The organism is Kitasatospora sp. NPDC001119 (assembly GCF_053598475.1).
Map to the genome: position 1 here is coordinate 99,216 of NZ_JBSFKI010000013.1, position 21,093 is coordinate 120,308.

Consider the following 21,093-nt stretch of genomic DNA (forward strand, 5'->3'; position numbering starts at 1 on the left):
GCCTCCTCCCGGCCGGCGCACCCCGTGGTGCGTGTCATCGACGCGGCAAGGAGTTCACCGGCCCGCGCAACGCGACCGCCGGTTCACCCCAACTCGTCAGAGCTTAGTCCCGTCCGGAGGTGATACTTGCGCACTTGGTTAAACCTTTACCTTTGGCGTTCTGGGCGTTCCGGGCGTTCCGGTCGCTCCGCGGCGCTCGTCCCGGTCCTCCGCTTCAGGACTTCTCGATCGTCACCTTCAGGTGCTTCATGATCGGCTGGTCGCTCTGGGTGCTGTAGTCGCCGATCGCGCACAGCACGTTCAGCTCCGGCATGTACCCGGCCGCGCAGCCGCGCGGGATGTCGTACGGGACGGCCAGGTAGCCGTGCACCGAGCGGGTGCTGCCGTCCCGGGCGGTGCTGGTGACGTCCACCCGGTCGAACTCGGCCAGCCCGCGCTCGCGCATGTCGTCCCGGTTCATGAACACCAGGGTGCGCAGGTTCTTCACGCCCCGGTAGCGGTCGTCGTCCGAGTAGATGGTGGTGTTCCACTGGTCGTGCGAGCGCATCGTGCCCAGCGCCAGGGTGCCCGCCCCGGGGACGACGTCGGGCAGCGGGGCGGCGGAGAACTCGGCCCTGCCGGAGGGGGTGTCGAAGACCAGCTCGCGGGCCGGCTGCTTGATCCGGAAGCCCAGCGGCAGCCGCACCCGGCGGTTGAAGTCCTCGAAGCCGTCCAGGACCCGGGCCATGGTGTCGCGGATGCGGTCGTAGTCCTCGATGTACCACTCCCACGGGGTGGCGCTGTCCGGCAGCGCCGCGCGGGCCATCCCGGCGACGATCGCGGGCTCGGAGAGCAGGTGCGGCGAGGCCGGGCGCTTCATGCCGACCGACAGGTGCACCATGCTCATCGAGTCCTCGACCGAGGTGGACTGCACCCCGGCGCGCTGGTGGTCCTTCTCGGTCCGGCCCAGACAGGGCAGGATCAGCGCGGCCCGCCCGTGCACCAGGTGGCTGCGGTTCAGCTTGGTGCTCACCTGGACGGTCAGCTCGCAGGTCTCCAGGGCCTGCCGGGTGTACGGGGTGTCCGGCGCGGCGAGCGCGAAGTTGCCGCCCATGCCGACGAACACCGTGACGTCGCCGCGCCGCATCGCCTCGATCGTGCCGACGGTGTCCAGCCCGTGCTCGCGCGGCGGCTCGATCCCGCACACCTCGGCGAGCCGGTCCAGGAACCCGGCGGCGGGCCGGTGGTCGATGCCGCAGGTGCGGTTGCCCTGGACGTTGCTGTGCCCGCGCACCGGGGAGGGGCCCGCCCCCTCGCGGCCCAGGTTGCCGCGCAGCAGCAGGAGGTTGACGATCTCCCGGACGGTGTCCACGCCGTGCTCGTGCTGGGTCACGCCCAGGCACCAGCTGAAGATCGAGCGGTCGGCCTCCCGGTAGACCCGGGCCGCCCCGAGGATGTCGGCCCGCTCCAGCCCGCTCTGGCGCTCGATCTCCTCCCAGGGCGTGGCCAGGCAGATGTCGCGGTAGGCCTCGAAGCCGGTGGTGTGGCGGTCGATGAACAGCCGGTCCAGCGCCCGGTCGTCGGCCGCGGACTGCTCCAGGACCGCCTTCGCCATGCCGCGCAGCAGCGCCATGTCGCCGCCGATCCGCGGCTGGAGGTTCAGGGTGCTGGTGCGGGTGGCCCGGTTCAGCGCCATGTCGGTGAAGTCGTGCGGGATGATCGTCCGGGTCGCCGCCGCCTCGACCAGCGGGTTGATGTGGACGACCTGCGCGCCGCGCTTGTACGCCTCGGCGAGCGAGGTGAGCATCCGGGGCGCGTTGGAGGCCGCGTTGACGCCCAGGATGAACAGCGCGTCGGTGACCTCCCAGTCCTTGAGGTCGACCGTCCCCTTCCCGGTGCCGAGCGAGGCCTGCAGCGCCCGGCCGCTGGCCTCGTGGCACATGTTGGAGCAGTCGGGCAGGTTGTTGGTGCCCAGCTCGCGGGCCAGCAGCTGGTAGAGGAAGGTCGCCTCGTTGCCGAGCCGGCCGGAGGTGTAGAACGCCGCCCGGTTCGGGTCGTCCAGCCCGCGCAGGGTGCGGCCGACCAGGGCGAACGCGTCCTTCCAGCCGATCGGGACGTAGTGGTCGGTGTCCGGGTCGTAGACCATCGGCTCGGTGAGCCGGCCCTGGTCCTCCAGCGCGAAGTCGCTCCACCCGGACAGCTCGGTCACCGAGTGGGCGGCGAAGAACTCCCGGCCGACCCGCTTGCGGGTCATCTCCCAGGTGACGTGCTTGATGCCGTTCTCGCAGATGTCCAGGTGCAGGCCCTTGGTGTCGTCGGGCCAGGCGCAGCCGGGGCAGTCGAAGCCGCCGTTCTCGTGGTTCATCCGCATCACCGCCCGCGGCCCGTCCAGGTACGCGCCCTCGCGGGCCAGGAAGCGGGTGACGCTCTTGGCGGCGCCCCAGCCGGCGGCCGGGTGGTGGTACGGCGCGACGTGGGGCGGCCCGGCGGGGGAGGGGCCGACGTCCTCCCGCGGCTCCCGCGGGGGCTCCTGCGGCTGCTTCCGCGGGGGAGTGGTGGCGGCGTCGTCGGAGGTGGTCACGGTACTCGCCTTCCGTCGCACGGGTCGGACAACCGGGGCTGGGTCGAGGCTATGCCGGGCGGTCGGGGCGCGCGCGTCGAGCGGCCGCGGGTGCCGGGCCTCCGTGCCCAGGGTCCGTGCGCCCGGCGTGGGCGCCCGGTGGTCAGGCGCCGCCCGGCAGGCTGCCGAGGACGGCGGCCACCTCGGTGCGCCGGGCGACCTCCAGCAGCGCGCGGGCCATCACCGAGCCGGGCTCCCGGGCGGCGGTCACCAGCCCGATCAGCGCGCTGTGCACCGGCTCCGCCAGCGGGACGGCCCGCATCCCGTGCGGCACGCCGAACACGTGCAGCCAGGCGTACGGCACGATGCTCGCCCAGTGGCCGGTGCGGACGTGGGCGAAGAGCGAGGCCACCGAGTCCGTCTCGACCCGGGGCGTGGCCTCGAGGCCGAGGCCCGCGAACACCTCGTCCAGCACCCGGCGGCCCTGCATGCCCGGGTGCAGCAGGCACAGCGGCAGCCGGGCGGCCTCCTCCCAGGTCGCCCGGGGGTGCCGGGCCAGTTCGTCGGCCGGACCGGTCAGCAGGACGTACCGCTCCTCGTAGAGCGGGAGCGCGCGCAGGTCGTCGGCGCCCGGTCCGGGCAGGTAGGTGATGCCCGCGTCGATCTCGAAGTTCCGCACCTGGCGCAGGAGTTCGTCGGATCGCAGGTCGGTGGACAGCTCCACGGCGGCCAGCGGGTGGGCGGTGCAGAACGGTCCGGTGAGCAGCGGGACGGCGCCCGAGGCGGTCGGCACCGAGCCGATCCGCAGCCGTCCGGCCAGGCCGGTGCGCAGCGCGTCCACCTCGTCCCGCAGGGCGTCCCGGTCGGCCAGGATGCGCTGCGCCCACAGGACGATCCGCTCGCCCTCGGGCGTCAGGCCCTCGTAGCTGCGCCCGCGCCGCACCAGCAGCACCTTCAGCTCGTCCTCCAGCTTGCGCAGGGCCTCGGAGAGCGCGGGCTGGGAGACGTGGCAGGCCTGGGCGGCGCGGGCGAAGTGGCGCTCGCGGGCGAGCGCGACGAGGTACTCCAGCTGGCGGAAGAGCATCTACCGGCCTTCCTCCCGGACGGCGGCCTCGGCGTCGGTTCGGACGTCCGGGCCGACGTCGATCCGGTCCGCGCGGGTGTAGACGTTCATCGACTCGCCGCGCAGGAAGCCGACCAGGGTCAGCCCGGTCTCCTCCGCGAGGTCCACGGCCAGCGAGGACGGCGCGGAGACCGCCGCGAGCAGCGGGACGCCCGCCATCACGGCCTTCTGCACCAGCTCGAAGGAGGCCCGGCCGCTGACCATCAGCACCGTGCCGCGGGCCGGCAGCAGCCCCTCGCGCAGGGCGTGGCCGACCACCTTGTCCACGGCGTTGTGCCGGCCCACGTCCTCGCGCAGGCAGAGCAGCCGCCCGTCGGCGTCGAACAGCCCGGCCGCGTGCAGGCCGCCGGTGCTGTCGAAGACCTTCTGGGCGGCGCGCAGCCGGTCCGGCAGCGCGGAGAGCAGCGCGGGGGTGACGCGCAGCCCGTCCTCGGTGACGCTCCACGGCGCGGTGGTGCGCACCGCGTCCAGGCTGGCCTTGCCGCACAGGCCGCAGGAGGAGGTGGTGTAGAAGTTGCGCTCCAGCGAGGCGTCGGGGGCGGGCACGCCGGGGGCGAGCTGGACGTCCACCACGTTGTAGGTGTTGCCGCCGTCTGCGGTCGCGCCGGCGCAGTAGCGGATGCCGGCCACCTGCCCGGCGGCGTGCACCACGCCCTCGCTGACCAGGAAGCCGGCCGCCAGGTCGAAGTCGCTGCCCGGGGTGCGCATGGTCACCGTCAGCGGGCGCCCGCCGACCCGGATCTCCATCGGCTCCTCGGCGGCCAGGGTGTCGGGACGGTACGAGGGCGCGCCCTGGCGCAGGCGCAGCACTCTGCGGGGTACGGTCACTCGGCCCATGGCGGTCGGCTCCTCGGTGGTGTGCTGGCGACGGACTGTACGGATGCATCCTCGCGCGTCGGCGGCTCAGGGTGCTCCCCGGCCGGCAGGTGGCGGCGGCTGTGGGCGGCGGTGACCGCCAGGCAGAGCAGGCCGACGGCCGCCATGCCCGCCAGCAGCGCCGGGTAGGAGGCGTGGCCGGCGGTGCCGGCGAGCAGCAGCGGGGTGAGGAAGCCGCTGGAGGTGGTGCTCTGGTAGAGCGAGGCGGAGGTCGGGCCGGAGGCGCGCGGGTCGGGGGCGTGCCGGGTGAGCCGCTCCACCTCGTGCAGCCCCGCGCCGAGCGTCAGCCCGTACCCGGTGCCGAGGACCACGGCGGCGGCCACCACCAGGCCCACCGAGTCGCGGGCGGCGGCGACGGCGCCGAGCAGCAGCCCGGCGATCACGGTGGCCATCGCGGTGAGGGTGGCCCGGGCGCTGTCCGCGTCGTCCAGCCGGGCGGCGAAGGGCTGGGCGACCACGCCGGTGGCCAGGGTCAGCGCCGCGACCAGGCCGCTGAACAGCGGGGCGTAGCCGGGCACCCGGTCGGCGACCAGCGGCGGCAGCACCACGTACGCCACGGTGGCGGCGCCGAGCACGGCCGGGCTGGCGGGCAGCACGACGTAGCGGAACCGGGGGTGGCGGACGGCCGCCGTGCGGTGCGGGGGCGTGCCGCGGCCAGGGGCGCTCTCCGGCCCGCCCGCCGCCCTGGTCCCTGCCCTGACCCCTGCCCTGGCCTCCGGCTTCGTCTCCGGGAGCCGGCGGGTGGCCCGCAGCACCAGCAGGCAGCCCAGCGCGTGGGCGAGGGCGGGCAGCACCGTCGGGCCGGGCAGCCACTCGGCGAGCACCCCGGAGGCCAGCGCGCCCGCCGCGAAGCCCGTACCGGTGGCGTACATCGCCCGGCGGGCCGCCCGCTCGGGCGGGACGGCGGGCCCGGAGAGCTCGCGCAGCCAGGCCGTCCCGGCCAGGAAGACCAGCCCGGCCGCGAAGCCGGTGGCCAGCCGGGCGGCGTACACGGACGGCTCGTCCGGCAGCGCCAGCACGACACTGGCGGCGGCGGACAGTCCCAGCGCGCCGCGCACCGTCCGCCGCCGGCCGTACCGGTCGGCGGCGGGCCCGCCCAGCAGCAGCCCGGGCACCAGGCCGACCAGGTAGACCGAGAACATCGCGGACAGCGAGAGCGCCGACCAGTCGGTGCGCGCCCGGTACACGGTGGCCAGCGCGGTGAACTGGTTGGCGCCCCAGGCGGCGACGGCGACGGCGGCGGCCGCCGGGAGCCAGCGGGCGGTGCGGGACGGGGGCATGCGCGCGCTCTGCTCGGTTTCTCTCGGGTGCTTTCCGGGGGCGTGAATTCGCTGGGAATTCGCGGTTCCCCGATTCCCGTCCAGTGTCCGGCAGGCCATCGCGGCACGTCAAAGAGGCAACGCGACTGAACCGATAAGCCCCGCCTATCAACAGCCCCGCGGATATCCGCCGATATCCCGGCCCGTTTCCCCCGGAATTCCGACCGGAATTCGACCGTGCCGCGCCGTGCCGCGCCGTGCCGCGCTGTGCCGTGCCGCCCAGCGCCGCCTCAGCCCGACTGCGGGCCCGCGTCGGCGCCCACCGACAGCACCACCGCGCTGGCCGCGCCGGCCGGGGTGTCGTAGTTCACCGTCTCCCCGGCGTGCCGCCCGAGCAGCGCCTTCCCGAGCGGGCTGTCGAAGGTCACCAGGGTGAGGTCCCGCTCCTCCGCGATCTCCGAGATCTCGACGGTCTCCTCCGTGCCGTCGTCGAACCGCACGTTCACCGTCGACCCCACCCCGACCACCCGCGCGGACGGCTCTCCGGCCACCTCGGCCTCCCGCAGCCGCGCCTCCAGCTCGACGATCCGCCGGTCCAGCCGCGCCACCTCCGACGCCCGCTGCAACTCGTCCGCCGCGTCCGCCCGGTCCCCCACCGGATCCACCCCGCGCAGCGTCGCGGCCACCTCCCCCCGCTCCACCCGCAGCTGCGCCAATTCCTCCCGCACCGCACGCAGACCCTCGGCACTGATCGGTTCCGGCCCACCGCTCATCCCAAGCTCCCGGGGCTGCTCGTCACACACTCGAACACCGGCCGTTTCCCATTACCCCACCACCCGCACCCCCGGGCAACTTCCGGGCCGGTCGACCACCCGGAGCGGGCCCCGCGGGGCCGTGGGTCAGCGGGTGAGCAGCCGGGCCGGGACGATCGGTTCGAGGAAGACGCTGGGTGTGCCGTGCCAGGACACGCTGAGGGCTTCGCGGGCGCGGGTGCACGCCACGAAGAGCAGGCTCAGCTCGCCGGTGAGGTCCTCCTGGTGCTGCAGCGGGTCGGTGTCCGCCGGGGTGATCGCGCTGCGCAGCGGGACCGTGCCGTCGCTGACGCCGACCACGGCGACGCAGCGGTACTCCAGGCCCTTCATCCGGTGCATGGTGCCGACCCGTATGCCGGGGGACGGCGCGTCGCCGAGCACGTGGGTCGGGATCCCGGCCTGCCCCAGGGCGTGGGCGGCCTCGCGGCCGAGCCGTCCGGTCCGTACGGCGACACCGATGTCCTCCGGGCTCACGCCCGAGGCGGTCCACTCCTCGACGCGGGCGACGAGGGCCCGGAACTCCTCGGCCCGGTCGGGGTGGCCGGACACGTCGGGGTGGGCGCCGTGCAGGGTCGAGTGGTAGCCGGCCAGCGAGTCCTCCCCGCCGTCCATGTCGTCCGGGCGTTCGCCGGTGAGCAGGGACGCGGACCAGGTGAGGATCTCCTGTGTCGTCCGGTAGTTGATCCGGAGTCGGAAGGAGCGGCCGACCACCTGGATGCCGAGCGAGCGCAGCGAGACCTTGTTCCCGTAGATCCGCTGGTGCGGATCGCCGGAGAGGAACAGGTCGTCCGGGCCGGTGGCCACGAGCGCGCGCAGGAACCGCCATTGGACGGGGTGCAGGTCCTGCGCCTCGTCGATCACCACGTGCCGGAACGGGCGGTCGCCCTGTTCGTCGAGCATCCGCGCGGCCCGCGCGCAGACCTGGAGGTACGTCAACTCCCCGGCCTTGCGCAGCTCCTCCTCGAACGCGGCCACCGCGCGCCACAGTTCGGTCCGCTCCGGCGTCCCGAGGGCCTTGCCCCGGCCGGTCCGCGGTGCCTTCAGGTACTGCTCGCGGCTCCCGATCGACTGGGCCAGTACGACCTGCCGCCACTCCTGGTCGAGGAACAGGTCGGTGAACCCGACGCCGAGCCGGCGGGCGACCCGTCCCCAGCGGGCCTGGATCGGGTGCTGCTGGAAGAGGACCTTCGACGGGGCGCCGCCGGGGGAGCGCCGCAGGACCTCGGCGGCCAGCGCGTCGACGGTGACCACCCGGACCTTCGCCCGGATCCGTCCGTCCGTCACGAGCAGGGCGAGGCAGCGCTCCAGCTCCGCGGCGAGGTCCTCGGAGGAGGTGGTCAGCAGAATCGATCCGTCAGGCGCGTCCGCCGGCAACCGGCGGGCCAGGTGGTAGGCCCGGTGCAGGGCCACCACCGTCTTCCCGGTGCCGGGGCCGCCGGTCACCCGGGCCGGCCCGCTGTACGACTCCCGGTAGGCGACCCGGTACTGGGCCGGGTGCAGGAAGATCCGCCAGGCGTCGAAGGGGCGTTCCAGGATCTCCAGCAGTTCGTCGGGCCCGGACACCAGGGCGACCCGGCCGCGCGCGCGGGCCATCGCCGAGACCAGCCCGTCGGCGGGCTGGTCGACGCTCGTGGGCGCGGCCGCCCGGGCGTACGCCCGGACGATCTCACGATCGATCTCGGCCGGCTCCATCCCGCTCGCGAGGCCGACCAGGACGTCGAACTGCTGCTCCGGCAGCACGCGGTGGAGCGCCTCCAGATGGGCCTCGTCGGGGAGCAGCCGGATGATCGGCAGGATCTCCTCGTCGACGCCCAGGCTGCGCAGGACCTTGTCGGAGCGGTCGGCGAAGAGCCTGCGGGGTTCGTCGGCGGCCAGCGCCTTCAGCGACCGGGAGGCCCGTTCCAGCGCGACGTCGTTGCGGATCTCGACGCCCTGGGTGGCGGCGTTGACCGAGGCCCGGTGCTTGACCGCCCAGTCGTTGGCCTTGTCGTGCGGAAGGACCTTCAGCAGGAGGTAGCCGTCGCCCCGGTCGGCCTTGAGGACGACCCCGCGCCAGAAGTCGGTGATCCGGATGGTCCGGATCCGGGGGTCCCGCTGGTTGGTGAGCTTCTCCAGGTGCACGCCGGTGTGGGTGGCCTCGGTGAACTTCTCGAAGGTCTCGAAGACCCGCCGCTGCACCGGCTTCTCCAGCGCCGCGAACTCCATCAGGAAGTCCCGGTGCATGCCCAGCGTCGCCACCCCGGCCCCCTCGTGCCCGTGCCCGTCCGCCCGGGCCGTGCGTTTCACTGTACTGGCCCGGATGATCACTCACGCCGGGCCGCCCGACGGGTGGTCGGATCGAGGGTGGCGGTGATCACCTTCGGGGGTGGGGGTGGGGGGAAAGCGCAGGTCGGGGGCTCGGGTGGGGAGGGTGGGGGAGGGACCGGCGGTCGGGGCGCGGGCGGGCGAAGCTACCATGTGGGCAACACCCTCAGCTCGAAAGATGGACTTGTGACTGTCAACGACGACGTGTTCACGGACTGGAAGAACCGCGAGGAGATCGCGGAGTCGATGATCCCGATCATCGGGCGGCTGCACCGGGAGCGGGACGTCACCGTTCTGCTCCACAGCCGGTCCCTGGTGAACAAGTCGGTGGTCAGCATCCTCAAGACGCACCGCTTCGCCCGGCAGATAGCCGGCGAGGAGCTCTCGGTCACCGAGACGATGCCGTTCCTTGAGGCCCTGACCGCCCTGGACCTCGGCCCCTCGCAGATCGACCTCGGCATGCTCGCCGCGACGTACAAGGCGGACGACCGCGGCCTGTCGGTGGCGGAGTTCACCGCCCAGGCCGTCGTCGGCGCCACCGGTGAGAACAAGCTGGAGCGCCGGTCCGGGCAGGACGTCGTGCTGTACGGGTTCGGCCGCATCGGCCGGCTGGTCGCCCGGCTGCTGGTCGAGAAGGCCTCGGGCAACGGCCTGCGGCTGAAGGCGATCGTCGTGCGCAACAGCGGCGGCGACGACCTGGTCAAGCGCGCCTCGCTGCTGCGCCGTGACTCCATCCACGGCCAGTTCCAGGGCACGATCACCGTCGACGAGGCGAACAACAAGATCATCGCCAACGGCAACGAGATCACGGTGATCTACTCCGACGACCCGACCACGGTCGACTACACGGAGTACGGGATCAAGGACGCGATCCTGATCGACAACACCGGCCGCTGGCGCGACCGCGAGGGCCTGTCGAAGCACCTGCGCCCCGGTATCGCCAAGGTCGTGCTGACCGCGCCGGGCAAGGGCGACGTCCCGAACATCGTGCACGGCGTGAACCACGACACGATCAAGCCGGACGAGCAGATCCTGTCCTGCGCCTCGTGCACCACCAACGCCATCGTCCCGCCGCTGAAGGCGATGGAGGACGAGTACGGCGTGGTCCGCGGCCACGTGGAGACCGTCCACTCGTTCACCAACGACCAGAACCTGCTGGACAACTACCACAAGGCCGACCGCCGCGGCCGCTCGGCGCCGCTGAACATGGTGATCACCGAGACCGGTGCCGCCTCGGCCGTCGCCAAGGCCCTGCCGGACCTCCAGGCGAAGATCACCGGCAGCTCGATCCGCGTCCCGGTGCCGGACGTCTCCATCGCGATCCTCAACCTCCAGCTGAAGCGGGAGACCAACCGCGAGGACGTCCTGGAGTACCTGCGGAACGTCTCGCTGACCTCGCCGCTGAAGCGCCAGATCGACTTCACCGACTCGCCCGACGCCGTCTCCAGCGACTTCATCGGCTCGCGCCACGCCTCGATCGTGGACGCCGGCGCGACCAAGGTCGAGGGCGACAACGCGATCCTCTACCTGTGGTACGACAACGAGTTCGGCTACTCGTGCCAGGTGATCCGGGTCGTCCAGTACATCTCGGGCGTCGAGTACCCGACCTACCCGGTTCCGGCGGTCTGATCCACCGATAGGGCAGGACGACGGAGCAGTACGGCGGGGCGGTGACCGACAGGTCGCCGCCCCGTCGGCGTTCGCGGGCGGGGCGGTCGCTATCTTGAGGGATCACTGACAGGACTGGGGAGGGTGATCGGGATGGGTGGTCGGCGGGTGCTCGCCGCGGTGGCGGCGGCCGGGGTGCTGACGGGTGTGCTGACGGGGTGCTCCTCCGGGGGGTCTTCGAAGGGCGCGGGCGGGGCGGCCGCGGGTTCGACCGCGGCTTCGTCCGCGTCGGGTCCGGCCGCGACGGGAGCGGTGACCGGTACGGCGGGGGCGTCCGCGTCCGCGCCGGCGGCCGCCGACACCCCCGGGGCGGCTTCGGCGCCGGCCTCCGCACCGGCCCCGGCCGCTGCCGAGGCCCCGCACGCGGACCTGGAGGCGGCGCTGCTGGACGACAAGGTGGTCGGCCAGGTGCTGCCGGACGCCAAGGCGATGACCGGGTGGGAGGAGGAGAAGCGGAAGGTCGACACCGCCGACCACCAGGTCACCTGTGCCGGTGCCGCCGCGGCCTCCTGCGCGGGCAAGCCGCTGAGCGGGTCGGTCCGGTTCTCCTCGGGCGACGTGGTCGTCCGCTTCCTGGTGGACACCCTGCCCAGCCGGGACGCGGCGGCGCAGCGGCTGAAGGAGAACTACGCCTCGTACTCCGCCGGGCCGTTCAAGAAGGTCGACACCCCGGCGCTGGGCAGCGAGAGCCAGGCCTTCCAGGGGCCGCTGGCCGAGGGCGAGGGCGTCGGCATCGTGGTGCGGTCGGGCACCGTGGTGGCGAGCGTCACCAGCGAGGGCGGTCCGGTGGACGTGCCCGCGACGCGGAGGTTCGCGGTGATGCTGGTGAACCGGATCGAGCAGGCGCAGGCCGGGAAGACGCCGGACGCCGGGCTCGGCGCGGCCTGACGGAACCCCCTCGCCGGGCGGGCAGGGCGCTGGGCTGGGCAAACGGATGTCAGTCGACCGTGATATGTACTTTTCCCGTGGCCGCTGTGCGGTCGTGCGAAAGATACCGATGACGTTCGAGGGGGCCAGACATGCCGCTGTTCCGACGCCGCTCCGGCGGGGAGGGCGCGGAGGACCGGGCCGAGCGGCGCGGGTTCGGGTTCGGGTTCGGCCGCCGGGGAGCCGGAGCGCCCGCGCCGGCCGGTGGCGGCGAGCCGCGGCTCGACCCGGCGTACGGGGACGAGTCGCTGCGCCTGATGCTCCGGCAGGCCTCCGCCGGGGACTGGGCCGCGCTGCGCCCCGCGCTGGCCGCCGCCGAGGGCGAGGAGCTGACCTTCCTCGTCGGGGCGATATCCGACGTGCCCCGGGTCGAGCAGTGGACGTCCCGCGCGCTGGCCGACGCCCCGGACGACACGCTGCTGCTGTTGCTGTCCGGCGCCCGGCAGATCGCCTGGGGCTGGGAGGCCCGGACGGGCGCCCGGGCCAAGGACGTCACCGAGGAGCGCTGGAAGGCGTTCCACGAGCGGCTGGACACCGCCGAGGAGCAGCTGCTGGAGGTCGCCGAGCGCGAGCCGTCCTGGCACGCCCCCTGGCGGTTCCTGCAGACCAGCGCCCTCGGGGCCTCGCTCGGCCCGGAGGTCGCCACCTGCCGCTTCGAGGCCGCGGTGCGCCGGGCGCCGGGGAGCTCCGCCTCGCACTGGGTCAGGCTTCAGCAGCTGAGCGCCAAGTGGGGCGGTTCGCACGAGGAGATGCACGCGTTCGCCCGCTCGACGATGCTCGCCGCCCCGGAGGGCAGCCACCTCGGCGAGCTGGTCGCGGTCGCGCACCTGGAGCACTGGCTGGCCCTCCCGGACGGCGAGGACCGCGCCTACCTGGCCAGTCCGGCCGTGGTGGCCGGGCTGCAGGAGGCGGCCTTCCGGTCCGTCCTGCACCCGGCCTTCGAGCCGGCGCGCGGCTGGCAGGGCTCCTTCAACACCTTCGCGATGGCCTTCTCCCTCGCCGACCAGCCCAAGACCGCGCGCCTGCTGTTCGAGGCGCTGGACGGCCTCGTGACCAAGGCGCCCTGGCACTACCTGTCGGGCGATCCGGTCAAGGCCTTCCGCGCCCACCGCGACCGCTGCACCTCGTACTGGCGCTGACGCGCACCCGGCGCCGAGTCGTACGGGCGCCGCCGCCGACCCGCATCCCACCACCGTCATCCACCCCGCGATCGAAAGAGCCTCCGGTGTCCCCTACCGACAACCCGACGAGTGCGCACACCTTCCAGGTGGACCTGCGCGGCCTGGTGGACCTGCTCTCCCACCACCTCTACTCCAGCCCGCGGGTCTACCTCCGCGAGCTGCTGCAGAACGCCGTGGACGCGATCTCCGCCCGCCGCGCCCTCGACCCCGTGGCGCCGGCCAGGATCACCGTCCGGGCCGACGACGAGCTGTCCGTCACCGACACCGGCATCGGCCTGACCGAGCAGGACGTCCACACCTTCCTCGCCACCATCGGCCGCAGCTCCAAGCGCGACGCCGACGGCCGGCTCGACGGGGCCGGGCTGGCCCGGGCCCGCGGCGACTTCATCGGCCAGTTCGGCATCGGCCTGCTCGCCTGCTTCGTGGTCGCCGACGAGATCACCGTGGTCACCCGCTCCGCCGCCACCCCGGACGCCCCGGCGATCGAGTGGCGCGGCAGCTCCGACGGCAGCTACACCATCCGCACCCTGCCCGCCTCGGCCAAGCCCGAGCCGGGCACCACCGTCACGCTGGTCCCGCGCGCCGACGCCGCCGAGTGGACCCGCGCCGGCCGGGTCCTCGCCCTCGCCCGGGACTTCGGCAGCCTGCTGCGTCACGACGTCACCGTGGTCGACGGCAACGGAACCGAGCACCGGGTCAACCGCACCCCGCCGTGGGCCGAGCGCCACGCCTCCCCGCTGGCCAGGCGCGACGCGCTCGCCGAGTACTGCCGCGCCGCCTTCGACTTCACCCCGCTCGACACCATCGAGCTGGACCTGCCGCTGGTCGGCCTGCGCGGCGTCGCGTACGTCCTGCCGGACGCCGCCCCGCCCTCGCGCCGCAACGGCCACCGGGTGCACCTCAAGGGCATGCTGCTCTCCGACCAGGCCGACGAACTGCTGCCGGACTGGGCGTTCTTCGTCCGCTGCGTGGTCGACACCGACGGGCTGCGCCCCACCGCCTCCCGCGAGGGCCTGTACGCCGACGAGACGCTGGCCGCCGTGCGGGACGCGCTCGGCGCCCGGATCCGCGACTGGCTGACCGGCCTGTCCGCGAGCGACCCGGCGCTGCTGCACCGCTTCCTGTCCGTCCACCACCTGGCCGTCAAGGAACTCGCGCGCTACGACGACGAGTTGCTGCGGATGATGCTGCCGTGGCTGCCGTTCGAGACCACCGACGGCAACGTCACCCTGGACGAGTTCGCCCGCAGCCACCCGGCGGTGCTGGTGACCAGGACGGTCGAGGAGTTCCGCCAGGTCGCCCCGATCGCCGGCGCCGCCGGGCTCGGCGTGGTCAACGGCGGCTACACCTACGACCACGACCTGGTGCACCGGCTGCCCGAGATCCGCCCCGGAGTCTCCGTCTCCGACCTCGACCCGGGCACCGTCACCGCGCACCTGGACACCGTCGACCCGGCCGCCGAGCTGGCCGCCAACGCCTTCCTGGCGATCGCCCGCGAGGTGGTCGGCCGGTTCGACTGCGACGTCGCGCTGCGCAGCTTCCACCCCACCAACGCGCCCGCCCTGCTGCTCGACAACCGGGAGGCCCGGCACGAGCGCACCCGGGCCCAACTCGCCGACGAGGCCGACGGGTTGTGGGCGGACATCCTCGGCTCGCTGCGGGCCGAGGCGCCCCGCGCCCAGCTGGTGCTCAACCACCTCAACCCGCTGGTGCGCCGTGCCGCCACCGTCACCAGCCGCGAGCTGGCCGTCACCGCCGTCGAGGCGCTGTACGGGCAGGCGGTGCTGATGACCCGCCGCCCGCTCAAGGCCAGCGAGTCCGCGCTGCTCAACCGCTCGTTCATCAGCCTGCTCGACCACGCCATGCTCGGCCACGAGGCCGGCGGGGCGAACGGGGCGAACGGGTCGAACGAGGCCGGCGGGGCGGCGTGATGCTGGACACCCCCGACGCGGTGATGGCCGCGCTGCGCGAGAACGACGCCCGCCCGTACGGCCGGACCAGGACCGTCACCGCCGAGGAACTCGTCGACGCCGCGGAGCAGTTCGACGACACCGGCGTCCTCTCGATGGCCCTGCTGGAACTGATGGAGGCCTACGAGTACGACGGCGAGCGCGGCAAGGGCCCGGTCGTCTTCGCCCGCGTCCTCAGGCTCTGGGACACCGACCCGGACGGCTTCGGCGAGTGGGCCCGGCAGCAGGTGCTCTGGCGCTTCAAGTGGGTCGCCGACACGCTCAAGGACAACCCGGACGTCCCGCTCGCGGCGGTGCGGCGCTGGCACACCGAGCTGCGCGACCGCTACCGCGCGGCCGGCCAGGACCTCCAGCCGTACTACGCCCAGCGCTACCACCTGGCCGCGCACACCGGCATCGACGTGCAGGACGCCTACGAGCTGTGGGCGGCCCGCCCGCGCGCCGAGCTGAGCGACTGCCACGCCTGCGAGACCCGCGCCCGCGCCCGGCACCACCTCGCCGCCGGGGACGACGCCCGGGCCCTGGAGGCGCTCGCCCCGGTGCTGGACGGCCGGAGCGGCTGCGAGCAGGAGCCCCACCTCAGCCAGGCCACGGCGCTGCTCGCGCAGCTGCGCCAGGGCCGGTCGGACGAGGCCCGCTCGGGCCACCTCGCCGGCTACCGCCACGCCCGCGGCAAGGCCTCGATGCTGAGCGCCGTCGGCCTGCACATCGAGTTCTGCGCGCTGTCCGGCAACGAGCCGCGCGGCCTGGAGCTGCTCGCCGAGAACCGCGCCCTGTTCGCGGTCACCGGCGATCCGGCCGCCCGGCTGGACTTCCTGACCGGTGCCGAGGTGCTGGTCGCCCAGCTCGCCCGGGCCGGCCACGGCGAGCTCGCGGTCAGCGGCCCGGCCGGCACCGCCTGGACGGTGGACTCCCTGCTCGCCCACCTGCGCGCCGAGGGCGACGCGCTGGCCGCCCGCTTCGACGCCCGCAACGGCACCGACGCGGTCGGCGCCGGGCGGCGCGCCCGGTTGGCCGTGGAGCCGCTGCTCGCCGAACCGCTGGCACTGGGCGTGCGGGCCGCCGCCGCTTCCGGGCTGTCGGCCGCCCCGGCGGCCGCGCCCGCGCCGCGCCGGACGGTCGAGGCGGAGCCGGAGGACTTCACCGCCCTGGTGCTGCGGGCCCGCGAGCTGGAGGTGCTCGGCCACCCGGACGCCGACCGGCTGTGGAAGCGGGTCGCCGAGCGCGCGGAGGCCGCGGACTTCGTCCACCCGGAGAGCGCCGAGCTGGGCGGCCCCGAGCGGCTGCGCGCCGAACTCGCCGAGCAGCGGGCCCACGAGGCGCTCCAGCGGGACGCGTGCGAGGAGGGCAAGGCCGGGCTGCTGGCCGCCGCCGAGCTGTTCGAGCAGGCGGGGCTGGCCGGGCCGGCGCTGATGTGCCGGGCCCGGACGCTGATCGCGGACCTCGACGAGGGCGACGAGAGCGACGAGGGCGCTGCGGACGGCGAGGGCGCCGGGCGCGGCGGCCGGCGGGCCGACTGGGCGGCGCTCGACGCGGCGCTGGCCCGGGCCGAGGAGCTGCGCGCCGGCGGCGAACTGACCGACGACGACTACCTGATCGTGCTGCAGACCCGCGCCTACGCCGCCCACCACGACCTCTCCGAGGCGCTGCCCGAGCCCGCCGCCGAGGTGACCGGGCGCTTCGAGGCGGCGGTCGGCGGCTACCGGCGGGCCGCCGTGGAGCTGGGCTCCGAGCGGCGGGCCGCCACCTCCCGGCAGTACACCGCCGACATCGCCGCCCGGCAGGGCCGGCTGGCCGAGGCGGAGGCCGAACTGCGCGAGGTGCTGGCCCAGTTGGACGCGGCCGAGCTGCCCTGGCACACCCCGCGGGTGCTCGGCCTGCTGGGCCAGGTGCTGCTGCAGGGCCACGAGCCGGGCCAGGCGGTCGAGGTCTTCCACCGGGCGCTGGCCGAGGCCGTGCGCTGGGGCGACGACTCCTACCCGTACGCGCCGACGTACATGATGCTCGGCCACTCCTGCCTCCAGGTGGGCGACCTCGGCGGCGCGGTCCGCGCGCTGTCGGAGGCGGCCGCGCGCTACGACCGCAAGGGCGCCGAGGCGGTCGAGGAGGCCGCCCGGGTGCGCCTGCAGCTGGCCGACGTGCTGCGTGACGCCGGCCGGGCGGCGGACGCGGTGGCCGTCCTGGAGTCGGTGCTGCTGGACGCGTCGGCGGCGCGGCTGGACGTCCGGATGCTCGCCCAGGGCCGGCTGGACCTCGCCCGGGGCCTGTCCGACCTGGAGGAGCACCGGGACGCCGCCGAGGAGTACCTGCGGCTCGCCGACCTGGTGGCCGGGTGGGAGGACCAGGAGACCCACACCATGGTCGCCTGCGAGGCCACCCTGGCGCTCGCCCGGGCCGAGCGCTGGGACGCCGCCGAGGCGGCGCTGGCCCGCGCCCGGGAGGCGCACGGCAAGGCCCCGCAGGTGGACCAGCTGGCCGCCACCCTGCGGGAGCTGGCCCGGCTGACGACGCGGGAGAAGGGCGAGGAGGGGCTGGCGGCCGCGCTCGCCCTGCTGGCCGAGGCGGACGCGGTCGGCGAGGCGGCCGAGCGGTCCGGTGAGGAGTACAACTCCTGGTACCTGCGCGGTGGTTCGCACTACGAGCGGGCGCGTTCGCTGGCCGTCGCCGGGCGGCACGAGGAGGCGCTGGCCGAGGTCGAACGGGCCATCGCGGAGTACGAGGCGGGCGGGGTGCGGGCCGAGTCCCCGCGGGCGGAGGCCGTCCGGCTGGCCGCGCTGATCGAGGGCAGCGACCTGGGGCGTACCGACGCGGCGGTGGCCCGGCTGGCCGCCGGCATCGCGCGCTGCGAGGCGGCCGGGCTGCCGGAGGCGGCGGAGGTGCTGGCGGAGCTGCGGGAGCGGTTCGCGAACTGACCGGCGGGGGGCGGGCGTTCATGGCGCCCGCCCCCCACCGGTGGTCGCCGGTACGGCCGTCAGCAGGGCCCGTCGTCGGCCCAGACGCCCCACTGGCCACTGGCGCTCGGCACCTCGTTCAGCGTCCACCACTTGGCGTGGTAGGCGTGCCCGTTGTACGAGACCTTGGCGCCGCCGTTGTACGTGGTGCTCGCGCTCCACGCCGGGGCGGCGCAGCTGCCCGGGGTGGTGGGCGGCGTGGTCGGGGGAGTCGTCGGCGGGGTGGTGGGCGGCGTGGTGGGCGGGGTGGTGGGCGGGGTCGCCCCGGCGAACTTCACCGTGAACCTGGTGAAGTCCCAGTCGTTCTGCACCACGCTGGAGCAGGAGCCGGACAGCCCCGGGTCGACGTTGCCCGCGCACTGGCGGTCCCGGTTGACCGACCAGTAGGTGTACCGGGCCAGGCCGTGCGCGGTGGCGAAGTCCAGCACGGTCTGGAAGTCGGACTGGTGGAAGTACTCGGCGGCGTCGGTGCGGCCGTTCATCATCGACACGCCCTCGTGGGCGTAGGCGGTGGCCTCGTTCCAGCCGAAGGTGGTCTGCAGGATCTGGTTGAACTTCACCAGCGCGTCGGTCTGCGCCGCGGCGCCGCTGAAGCCGCCGTCGAACGGCATGATCGAGTAGTTGTCGGGCGTGAAGCCCTGCGACTTGGCCTCGTTGAGCATCTGGGTGCCGAACCAGCCGGTGCCCGCGTTGGTGCCGGCGGTGGTGATCGAGACGTACAGGCCGGGGTTGTTCTGCTGGAGGATCCGCGCCGCGCCGATCTCGTTGTGGATGGCCGCGGTGTTCTCGTACTCCGGCTCCTCCAGGTCGAAGTCGATCGCCTTGAGGCCGTACTTGGTGATCACCTTCTGGTACCCGGCGGCGGTCGCCTCGGGGGTGCCGCAGACCTGGCCCAGCTTGGTGCCGCCGTACCCGCCGACCGACACCGAGACGTCCCCGCCCTTGCCGCGGACGGTCTGGATGACGCTCGGCATGGTGGTGTCGGTGTCGATCGGGGAGGTGCCGCCCCAGGCGGGCGAACAGCTGGTGCCCTGGGCCAGGATGAACGCCAGCTGGAAGGCCTTCTGGCCGGTGGCGTCCATGACGGCGGCGGCGTCCGGCGGGCTGTTGTCCTCGGGCATCAGGTACGGCGCCGAGGCGTACCAGTTGCTGCCGAGCCCTCCGGCGGCCCCGGCGGCCCCGGCGGCCCCGGCGGCCCCGGTGCCGGTGGTGCCGGTGGTGTCCGCGGCGGCGGAGCCGGTGCCGGCCAGGGCGGCGACGCCGCCGGCGACCAGGCCGAGCGCGGCGGCCGCGGCGAGTACGGCGCGGCGCCTGAAGGGGGGACGTGCGGTGTGCTGTGGGGGAAGAGCGCGCTCCATCGGAAGCCTTTCCAGGACACGGCAGTGGGGGGAGGCGGGCCTGCTCACGCCGGGTGCGGGGGTGGCGTGGCGGCCGAACGGGCCGTCGGCGGAGGGTGGTTGCCGAAGGTCCTCACTGGTATAGACCTGTCAGGGAAGGGTGGTCAACCCCAAAGAGGTCAAGGCGCACCGGTCGGCCGACGGGCCCTGGAGTCGGCTCACCGGGACGGAACTCCGGCCGCCGCCCCGGCCGCCACTCCCGGTGCCATCCCCGCCAGCAGCGAGCCGACCGCCGGGGACCACGGGCGGCCGGTCGGCCCGGTCAGCGACAGCGTCCGGTGGACGGCGGGCCGGATCGGGACCAGCACGCAGTCGGCCGGGAGCATGGTCAGCGCCAGCGCGGGCATCACCGAGACCCCGACGCCCGCGTGCACCATGCCGATCAGGCTGTTCAGGTCGCGGATCCGGTGCCGGGGCGTGAAGCGGGTGCCGGCCCGCCGGTAGGCCTCGCGGATGTGGCGCTCGCAGCCGCCCTCCGAGAGCAGGAAGTCGTCGTCCTCCAACTCGGCCACGTGGACTGTCGGTTGGCCGGCGAGCGGGTGGTCGCGGCGGAGCAGCGCGTGCATCGAGTCGGCGCCGAGCGAGACCGCCCCGGGTGGCAGCGGCCCGGCGTCCACCAGGACGGCGGCGTCCACCGTGCCCGCCTCCAGCCAGGCCGCCAGCTCGTCGTCCTCGCCCTCGAAGACCCGGACGGTCACCTGCGGGTAGGCCGCCCGCCAGTCCTTGAGCAGCCCGGGCAGCAGCGCCTGGCAGACGGTGGTCGGCGCCGCCAGCCGTACGGTGCCGGTCGGGCCGCCGGAGTGCCGGGTGGCGATCGCGCGGACGGCGGCGGCCGAGGCGACGGCGGTCCGGGCGTGCGGCAGGACCTGCTCGCCCAGCGGGGTGGGCCGGCACGGGCTGCCGCGCCACAGCACGGGCGCGCCGAGGCTGCGCTCCAGCGCGGCGACGGCGTGCGAGACCGCGGACTGGCTGATGCCGAGCTCGTCGGCGGCCGCGCTGAAGCCGCCGGTGTCGGCGACCGCGACCAGTGCCCTGAGCTGGGCCAGGTTGACATCCGGGGTCATGAGACTTCCTCATCACGAGTGCACTGCCACTTGTTGGACTCATGCTGCGCCGCCGGGCCACGCTCTGTCCAGAAGACGCGACGGGAGGACGGAGGTGGTCGGGATGAGGCGCTGGTTGCCGGGCTTCGTGGCACTGTCGGCGATCTGGGGCGCGAGCTTCGCCCTGATCAAGGTGGCGGTCGAGGCGGGCGTGCCGCCGCTGTGGCTGGCGCTGTGGCGCTGCCTGCTCGGCGCCACCACGCTGTGGGCGGTGCTGCTGCTGCGCGGCGAGCGGGCCCCGCGCGACCGGGCGCTGTGGGGGCACTCGGCGATGGTCGCGGTGCTGCTCAACAGCGTGCCGTTCACCCTCTTCTCCTTCGGGGAGACCAGGGTCAGCTCGGTGCTCGCCGGGGTGATGAACGCGACCACCCCGCTGTTCACCCTGCTGTTCGCGGTGCTGACCGTCCCCGAGGAGCGCCGCCCGGGCACCCGCCGGCTGGCCGGTCTCGGGCTCGGCTTCGTCGGTGTGCTCACCGTGCTCGGGGTCTGGCGCGGCCTGGGCGCCGGTGCGACCGCCGGTGCGCTGGCCTGCCTGGCCGCCGCCTGCTGCTACGGCGCGGGCTTCGCCTACCTGCGCCGCTTCCTGTCCGGCCGCCCGGAGTCGGTGACCACCCTCTCCACGCTCCAGATCACCTGCGCCACGGTGGAGTTGGCCCTGGTGGCGCCGTTCGCCGCGGGCCTCCCGCGCTGGCCGGGCGCCGCCGCGGCCGGCGCGCTGCTGGTGCTCGGCGCGCTCGGTACGGGCGTGGCGTACCTGCTCAACCTGGCGCTGGTCCGCGGCGCCGGGGCGACGGTGGCCTCGGCCGTGACGTACGTGACGCCGCTGTGGTCCACCGCGCTCGGCGCGGCCTTCCTCGCCGAGCCGGTCGGCTGGAACGCCCTGGCCGGCGGCGCGCTGGTGGTCGCCGCCGTCGCGCTGACCAGGCCGCGCGCGGCCCGCGCCCGGGCCCCGAAGGACCGTCAGCCGGTCGGTTAGGGTGGAC

The 21,093-nt window shown here is 74.4% G+C and carries 14 protein-coding genes; 6 read left to right on the forward strand and 8 right to left on the reverse strand.

What is annotated here, in order from left to right; all coding sequences use genetic code 11:
* Window positions 1-214: 214 nt before the first annotated feature.
* The 6 genes from ACWDD9_RS18120 to ACWDD9_RS18145 all read right to left on the reverse strand — a co-directional run bounded on the left by ACWDD9_RS18120 (window position 215) and on the right by ACWDD9_RS18145 (window position 8,847).
* Window positions 215-2,560, reverse strand: coding sequence for an FdhF/YdeP family oxidoreductase (locus ACWDD9_RS18120; RefSeq protein WP_449812018.1), 2,346 nt, complete (start codon window positions 2,558-2,560; stop codon window positions 215-217).
* 142 nt (window positions 2,561-2,702) lie between these two features.
* Window positions 2,703-3,623: a LysR family transcriptional regulator gene (locus ACWDD9_RS18125; protein WP_449812019.1), complete on the reverse strand. Its 921-nt coding sequence runs from the start codon at window positions 3,621-3,623 to the stop codon at window positions 2,703-2,705.
* On the reverse strand, window positions 3,624-4,499 hold the full coding sequence (fdhD, locus tag ACWDD9_RS18130) for a formate dehydrogenase accessory sulfurtransferase FdhD (RefSeq protein WP_449812020.1): 876 nt from the start codon (window positions 4,497-4,499) through the stop codon (window positions 3,624-3,626).
* The gene (locus ACWDD9_RS18135) at window positions 4,487-5,818 is read right to left on the reverse strand and encodes an MFS transporter (protein WP_449812021.1); all 1,332 of its coding nucleotides are present in this window, start codon (window positions 5,816-5,818) and stop codon (window positions 4,487-4,489) included. The genes fdhD and ACWDD9_RS18135 overlap by 13 nt, the downstream gene beginning before the upstream one ends.
* Window positions 5,819-6,087: 269 nt before the next feature.
* Entirely contained in the window at window positions 6,088-6,570 is a 483-nt protein-coding gene (locus tag ACWDD9_RS18140; RefSeq protein ID WP_074004089.1) for a GreA/GreB family elongation factor, read from the reverse strand.
* Window positions 6,571-6,696: 126 nt separating this feature from the next.
* On the reverse strand, window positions 6,697-8,847 hold the full coding sequence (locus ACWDD9_RS18145; protein ID WP_449812095.1) for a UvrD-helicase domain-containing protein: 2,151 nt from the start codon (window positions 8,845-8,847) through the stop codon (window positions 6,697-6,699).
* A 252-nt stretch (window positions 8,848-9,099) separates the two neighbouring features.
* On the opposite strand from ACWDD9_RS18145, the gene ACWDD9_RS18150 reads away from it, so the two are divergent.
* The 5 genes from ACWDD9_RS18150 to ACWDD9_RS18170 all read left to right on the forward strand — a co-directional run bounded on the left by ACWDD9_RS18150 (window position 9,100) and on the right by ACWDD9_RS18170 (window position 17,571).
* Complete coding sequence (locus ACWDD9_RS18150; protein WP_049660894.1) at window positions 9,100-10,542, forward strand: glyceraldehyde-3-phosphate dehydrogenase; 1,443 nt, start codon at window positions 9,100-9,102, stop codon at window positions 10,540-10,542.
* A gap of 291 nt (window positions 10,543-10,833) precedes the next feature.
* On the forward strand, window positions 10,834-11,469 hold the full coding sequence (locus tag ACWDD9_RS18155) for a hypothetical protein (protein WP_449812022.1): 636 nt from the start codon (window positions 10,834-10,836) through the stop codon (window positions 11,467-11,469).
* Between the two features lie 131 nt (window positions 11,470-11,600).
* Window positions 11,601-12,647 (forward strand): hypothetical protein, encoded by a 1,047-nt coding sequence (locus ACWDD9_RS18160; protein ID WP_449812023.1) that lies wholly within the window; start codon window positions 11,601-11,603, stop codon window positions 12,645-12,647.
* Window positions 12,648-12,733: 86 nt separating this feature from the next.
* Complete coding sequence (locus tag ACWDD9_RS18165) at window positions 12,734-14,620, forward strand: HSP90 family protein (protein ID WP_449812024.1); 1,887 nt, start codon at window positions 12,734-12,736, stop codon at window positions 14,618-14,620.
* Window positions 14,620-17,571 (forward strand): hypothetical protein, encoded by a 2,952-nt coding sequence (locus tag ACWDD9_RS18170; RefSeq protein WP_449812025.1) that lies wholly within the window; start codon window positions 14,620-14,622, stop codon window positions 17,569-17,571. The genes ACWDD9_RS18165 and ACWDD9_RS18170 overlap by 1 nt, the downstream gene beginning before the upstream one ends.
* Before the next feature lie 59 nt (window positions 17,572-17,630).
* Here the strand turns inward: ACWDD9_RS18170 and ACWDD9_RS18175 are convergent, their stop codons facing one another.
* Together ACWDD9_RS18175 and ACWDD9_RS18180 are read right to left on the reverse strand one after the other, a co-directional pair.
* The gene (locus ACWDD9_RS18175; protein ID WP_449812026.1) at window positions 17,631-18,968 is read right to left on the reverse strand and encodes a chitinase; all 1,338 of its coding nucleotides are present in this window, start codon (window positions 18,966-18,968) and stop codon (window positions 17,631-17,633) included.
* A gap of 197 nt (window positions 18,969-19,165) precedes the next feature.
* Window positions 19,166-20,071 (reverse strand): LysR family transcriptional regulator, encoded by a 906-nt coding sequence (locus tag ACWDD9_RS18180; RefSeq protein ID WP_380738131.1) that lies wholly within the window; start codon window positions 20,069-20,071, stop codon window positions 19,166-19,168.
* Between the two features lie 103 nt (window positions 20,072-20,174).
* On the opposite strand from ACWDD9_RS18180, the gene ACWDD9_RS18185 reads away from it, so the two are divergent.
* Entirely contained in the window at window positions 20,175-21,086 is a 912-nt protein-coding gene (locus tag ACWDD9_RS18185; RefSeq protein WP_449812027.1) for a DMT family transporter, read from the forward strand.
* Window positions 21,087-21,093: the final 7 nt, after the last annotated feature.